The 5,503-nt window shown below is 64.9% G+C and carries 5 protein-coding genes and 1 pseudogene; 3 read left to right on the top strand and 3 right to left on the bottom strand.

Going from position 1 to position 5,503, the window contains the following annotated elements:
- A pseudogene (locus EOA86_RS20010) lies at nucleotides 1–302 on the top strand (methyltransferase); the annotation flags it as partial.
- A 10-nt stretch (nucleotides 303–312) separates the two neighbouring features.
- On the opposite strand, the gene EOA86_RS20015 reads toward EOA86_RS20010, so the two are convergent.
- The 3 genes from EOA86_RS20015 to EOA86_RS20025 all read right to left on the bottom strand — a co-directional run bounded on the left by EOA86_RS20015 (nucleotide 313) and on the right by EOA86_RS20025 (nucleotide 3,017).
- A complete protein-coding gene (locus tag EOA86_RS20015) occupies nucleotides 313–1,035 on the bottom strand; it encodes an HAD family hydrolase (RefSeq protein WP_029357042.1) in 723 nt (240 codons plus the stop codon).
- Nucleotides 1,036–1,040: 5 nt separating this feature from the next.
- Nucleotides 1,041–2,684: a glucose-6-phosphate isomerase gene (pgi, locus tag EOA86_RS20020; RefSeq protein WP_128343221.1), complete on the bottom strand. Its 1,644-nt coding sequence runs from the start codon at nucleotides 2,682–2,684 to the stop codon at nucleotides 1,041–1,043.
- A gap of 144 nt (nucleotides 2,685–2,828) precedes the next feature.
- Nucleotides 2,829–3,017, bottom strand: a complete 189-nt coding sequence (locus EOA86_RS20025) for a hypothetical protein (protein WP_128343223.1) — start codon at nucleotides 3,015–3,017, stop codon at nucleotides 2,829–2,831.
- Between the two features lie 5 nt (nucleotides 3,018–3,022).
- On the opposite strand from EOA86_RS20025, the gene EOA86_RS20030 reads away from it, so the two are divergent.
- Complete coding sequence (locus EOA86_RS20030; RefSeq protein ID WP_128343224.1) at nucleotides 3,023–4,516, top strand: PLP-dependent aminotransferase family protein; 1,494 nt, start codon at nucleotides 3,023–3,025, stop codon at nucleotides 4,514–4,516.
- A 186-nt stretch (nucleotides 4,517–4,702) separates the two neighbouring features.
- Nucleotides 4,703–5,503, top strand: an 801-nt coding sequence (locus EOA86_RS20035) for a trimethylamine methyltransferase family protein (protein WP_206630075.1), incomplete at its 3' end; no start/stop codon positions are given.

Below are 5,503 nucleotides of genomic sequence, written 5' to 3' on the forward strand. Positions count from 1 at the left end.
GTCTCAATGCGGCGGCGAACGGCGTCGCAATCACAGTCGTCGGCCAGGACATCACCGCTGGTCCGCCGCCGCCGGTGGATGTCGTGGCAGCCGGCGACTTGTTTTACGGGCAAGATCTCGCCGACCGGGTCATCCCCTTCCTCGACCGCTGCCTGGCCGCACGCATCAATGTGCTGATCGGCGACCCGGGCCGGGCCTACCTGCCCCGCTCGCGGCTTCGGCTGCTGGCCGAATACCGCGTGCCGGATGTCGGCGAAGCAAAAGGCGCGGCGAGCGGTGTCTTCTCGTTCGAGCCGGAGTAGCCCTGCGAGTTCAGGTCGTCTCCTTGACCCTTGCCGAAAGAAAGTCGGGCAGGTCGGCAACCGAATCCAGAATGACGTCGGCGATCTGCGATAGCGATTCCCGCGTGCCGGTGCCGGAGAGCACGCCGATTGCCAGACCGCAGCCGCCGGCCCGCGCCATCTCCAGATCGTGGCGATTGTCGCCGACCATGGCGATCGCGGTCGGCCTCAGGCCGGTAAGGTCCGAGAAGGCAAGGATCGTATCCGGCGCCGGTTTCGGATTGGCCACCGCGTCATAACCATAGGCGGCGTCGAACAGCTGCGCGACGCCCAGCGTCAGCAATGTCTTTTCTGCGCCAGTGGTCGAATCGTTGGTGGCGACGCCGAGCCGGTAGGATTTCCTGTGAAGAACGCCGAGCGTCTCGACGATGCCCGGCAGCGCCACCGCCATCGCCGAGCCCTGCACCGAGGTGATCTCGTTGAAGCGGGCGACGGCAAGCATCTGGTCCTCATCCGACAGCCGCGGAAACCAAAGCTCGACGACATCCATGTTGGTGCCGGAGGCGAAGATGGAGTCGGGCTTGAAGCGTTTGGTGGCGAAATCGTAGCCCGCCGCGGCAAGCAGCCTGTCGGCCTTCCAGCGGTCGCCCTCCGACGCATCCATCGCCATGAAATCGGCAACGCCGAGCCATGTTGCGTTGAAGTCGACAAGCGTGCCGTCCTTGTCGAACAATATTCCCTTGATCTCGGCCAAGCCGCTTACTCCGATCCGCGCAATCGGTGGATGTGTCCCACCAGTCCGGCGGTCGAAGCGTCCCGCTTTGCGGCATTCTCCTTGCCTTCCACGACAGGCAGCAGCCCGGTCGCCAGTTCCTTGCCGAGCTCGACGCCCCACTGGTCGAAGGAATTGATGTTGAAGAGCGTGCCTTCGACGAAGACGCGGTGCTCATAGAGCGCGATCAGCCGTCCGAACGTATGCGGATCGAGTTGTCTGTAGAGGATCGTCGTCGAGGGCCGGTTGCCGGAGAAGACGCGGTGCGGGGCGATCCTGTCGACCTCGGCGGGCGCCATGCCTTTCGCCAGCATCTGCGCGCGCGCTTCCTCCAGCGTGCGGCCCTTCATGAAAGCCTCCGACTGCGCCAGGCAGTTGGCGAGCAACAGATCATGGTGATGCTTGAGGTCCGGCTCATGACCGATGGCCGCTGCGAGGAATTCGACCGGAATGAAATCGGTGCCCTGGTGCAGCAGCTGGAAGAAGGCGTGCTGGCCATTGGTGCCGGGCTCGCCCCAGACCAGCGGGCCAGTCGGCGTGGTCACAGCGCCGCCGTCGAGGGTGACGCTCTTGCCGTTCGATTCCATGTCGAGCTGCTGCAGATAGGCCGGCAGCCTCGACAGGCGCTGATCGTAGGGGATGACGGCGCGAGCGGGGTATCTACAGATCACCCGATGCCACCAGCCGACCAGCCCCATCAGCGCCGGCAGGTTCCTGGCCAGCGGCGCAGTCTGGAAATGCTCGTCCATCGCATGCGCGCCGTCGAGAAAGGCGCGAAAATTCTTCGGGCCGACAGCGATCATCACCGGCAGGCCGATCGCGCCCCAGACCGAATAGCGTCCGCCGACCCAGTCCCAGAAGCCGAAGACGCGGTCGGACGCGATGCCGAACTTGGCCACCAACTCCAGCGCCGTCGAGACGGCGGCGAAATGCTTGCCGACCGCTTCCTTGCCGAGCGCCTTCTGCACCCATTCGCGCGCCGTCTCGGCATTGGTCATCGTCTCGACCGTGGTGAAGGTCTTCGAGGCCACGATGAACAGCGTGGTTTCGGCGGAAAGGCCCATCAGCGTGTCGTGGATATGAGCGCCGTCGATGTTGGACACGTAGTGTGTGCGCGGCCCGTCGTGATAGGGCGCCAGCGCCAGCGTCGCCATGGCCGGGCCAAGGTCGGACCCGCCGATGCCGATGTTGACGATGTCGGTGATCTTCTTGCCTGTGGCGCCGGCCGCCTTGCCGGAGCGCACGGCATCGGCGAAGACGCCCATCGCGTCGAGCACGGCGACAACCTCCGCCTTCACATCCTGACCGTCGAGCACGATGCCCTTGCCGTCCAGGTTGCGCAGGGCGGTGTGCAGCACGGCGCGGCCTTCGGTGACGTTGATCTTCTTGCCTGAGAACATCGCGGCGCGCCGGCCTTCGAGATCGGCGGCTTCCGCCAGCTTCTCCAGCATATCCATCGTCTGCGCATCGACCGCGCATTTCGACCAGTCGAGCAGCAGGTCGCCGTCGGTGGCGGAGAATTTTTCGAAGCGCTGCGGATCAGCGGCGAAAGCCTCGCGCATGCTGCCCGATTTGGCCGCACGGTGATCGCGCAGGGCGTCGAGCTGTTTTTGAAAGGACGATTGATCCACTGCCTCACTCCGAGCCTTGAAATGCCAACATAACAGACCGGATGTTTCCGGCGCGTGTCGTCGCGTCCAAACTATCTAGCCGAAATCAACTGGTTTCAATGCGCAGCGATGACGCACGGCGTCACGCAGCGATGACGCACGGCGTCACGCAGCGATGACGCACGGCGTCACGCAGCGATGACGCACGGCGTCACGCCAGGGGATGACGCGTTGCAGCGAAGGATCACTGGCGTAAATCCCAGCGATCAGAAAAATTGATTGGCGCAACAGCTTGTGCCACCGGTACATTCGACTGGTCCAGCGAAGTGAAAAAAGCTGGCCATCGAGGAACATCTTCCATGCCACAGCGAAACGACACGGCCATATGGTCCGGCCTGTTCCGGATTTCGGCGGAATCCGGCCAGACCCTGCAGGCACAGATCCGTCAAGCGATCGTCGCCGCCATCCTCGACCGGCAAATCGCCGCCTCGATGCCGCTTCCGTCCTGCCGGATCCTGGCCGAGAAACTCGGCGTGGCGCGCGGCACCGTGGTGCTGGCCTTCCAGCAACTCGTCGACCAGGGTTTCCTTGTGGCGCGCGAACGGCGCGGCCATTTCGTCAATCCGGACGTGCTGGCGACGCCGGCCAAACCGCACCAGAAGGCGCCCGACCAGGCCAATGAGATCGACTGGAAGGCGCGCCGACAGATCGCGGCCAGCGACATGCCGCCGCCGGCCAAGCACGACAACTGGATCAAGTCGTCCTACCCCTTTGTCTATGGCCAGTTCGATCCGGCACTGTTCCCGACCGCCGAGTGGCGCGAGTGCAACCGCATGGCGCTCGCCGTGCTCGAGATCCGCAACTGGGCGTCCGACATGGTCGACCGCGACGATCCGCTGCTGATCGAGCAGATCCAGGCGCGGCTGTTGCCGCGGCGCGGCATCTTCGCCAACCCCGATGAGATCATCGTCACGCTCGGCGCGCAGAATGCGCTCTACATGCTGGCGACGCTGCTGATGACCAAAGGCTCCAAGGTCGCCATGGAAGACCCCGGCTATCCCGACGCACGCTCGATCTTCCGACTGGCGGGCGCCGACGTCACACCGGTCCCGGTCGACCACTCCGGCATCGTAACCGCTTCTATTCCCAGCGATTCCGGCTTCGTCTTCGTGACGCCCAGCCACCATTGCCCGACCATGGTGCCGCTGTCGGCGGAGCGCCGGCAGGACCTGCTGGCGCGCGCCAATCGTCACAACCAAATCGTCATCGAGGACGGCTATGACAGCCAGCTTCTGGACGAAGCGCCGCAGCAGGCGCTGAAGAGCCTCGACCGCTCGGGCCGCGTCATCTATGTCGGCTCAATGTCGAAGACGCTGGCTCCGGGCCTTAGGCTCGGCTACATCGTTGCCTCGGCCGGGCTGATCTCCGAGCTTCGCGCGCTACGCCGCTTCATGCTCCGTCATCCGCCGGCCAACAACCAGCGCGCGGTCGCACTGTTCTTGTCGCTTGGCCACCATGAGGCGCTGGTGCGGCGGCTGTCGAGCGCTTTCGACGAACGGCGCAAGCGTCTGATCCATGCAATTTCCGCTTTCCTGCCGGAGTGGCGCTCGACCGATTCCGCCGGTGGCGCGTCGCTCTGGCTCGAAGGGCCGCGCGGCACCGATTCGCGCGGGCTGGCCGAGGCCGCCGCCACGCGCAGCGTCATCATCGAGCCTGGCGACCGCTTCTTCGACCGCACCGAAAAGCCGTCGCGCTTCATGCGGCTGGGCATCTCCTCGATTGCGCTGCAGCACATCGAGCCCGGCATCCGCGAACTGGCGACGGCGGCCGGGCGCAGGCCGGCGGCGGCTTGATGCCTCGGTCGGGGCGTAACAGAGACCGGCCGCCATTCTTTAGCGCTCTGGCATATGTGACGGGACCGTCTGGCTCATAGGCTGCACCAATGCCGGCGGCATAGTTCGAGGCATAAGGGGACGAAGCACGCCGATGGTGGACCAACCACCGCCGCCCGCTTCGCAGCTAAAGGTGGAGTGCCTCCCATGTCAGTGGCTGTTGAGAAGCCGGATACGACCTCGGACCAACGTTCGCGGCGTTCCGGGGGGCGCGAAGCGCGCCGCGCCATGCGGGCGGCGCCGCTTGCCGACGATATCAAGCCGGTGCGCGCCGGCCTTGAAGGCGGAAGCTACGGGCCGCTCAGCGAAAACGACCGCGAGCGCATCCACGAAGCGGTGCTGACGCTGCTTGAAACGGTCGGCTTCGCCAATGCCATCCCATCCTGCATCGAGGCGCTGACCAAGGCCGGCGCCACGCTCGGCGAGGACGGCCGCATTCGTTTTCCGCGCGCGCTCGTCCTCGACACCATCAAGAAGGCCGCACGCCACTTCACCCTTCATGGCCAGGATCCCAAGCACGACATGCTGATCCAGGGCAAGCGCGTGCATTACGGCACGGCGGGCGCCGCCGTGCATCTGGTCGACGTCGAGAAGCGCGAGTATCGAGAGTCGCTGCTGCAGGACATCTATGACGCGGCCCGCATCGTCGAAGGGCTCGACAACATCCATTTCTTCCAGCGGCCGATGGTGCCGCGCGACATTCCCGATCCGCTCGACATGGATTTCAACACGCTCTACGCCTGCGTGATGGGCACGTCGAAGCATGTCGGCACGTCCTTCACGGTGCGCGAGAACGTCAAGCCGGCGCTCGACATGCTCTATGCCATTGCCGGCGGCGAAGAGAATTTTCGCGCGCGGCCTTTCGTCTCCAATTCGAACTGTTTTGTCGTGCCGCCAATGAAATTCGCCGAGGACGCCTGCGGCGTGCTCGAGGCCTGCGTCGAAGGC

Source organism: Mesorhizobium sp. M5C.F.Ca.IN.020.32.2.1 (assembly GCF_004023105.1).
In the GTDB taxonomy this organism is placed as follows: domain Bacteria; phylum Pseudomonadota; class Alphaproteobacteria; order Rhizobiales; family Rhizobiaceae; genus Mesorhizobium; species Mesorhizobium wenxiniae.

Bases quoted from the DNA above. Each gene is read 5' to 3' on its own strand.
- EOA86_RS20030 (WP_128343224.1), top strand. From the start codon at position 3,023: ATGCCACAGCGAAACGACACGGCCATATGGTCCGGCCTGTTCCGGATT.
- EOA86_RS20025 (WP_128343223.1), bottom strand. From the start codon at position 3,017: ATGTTCCTCGATGGCCAGCTTTTTTCACTTCGCTGGACCAGTCGAATG.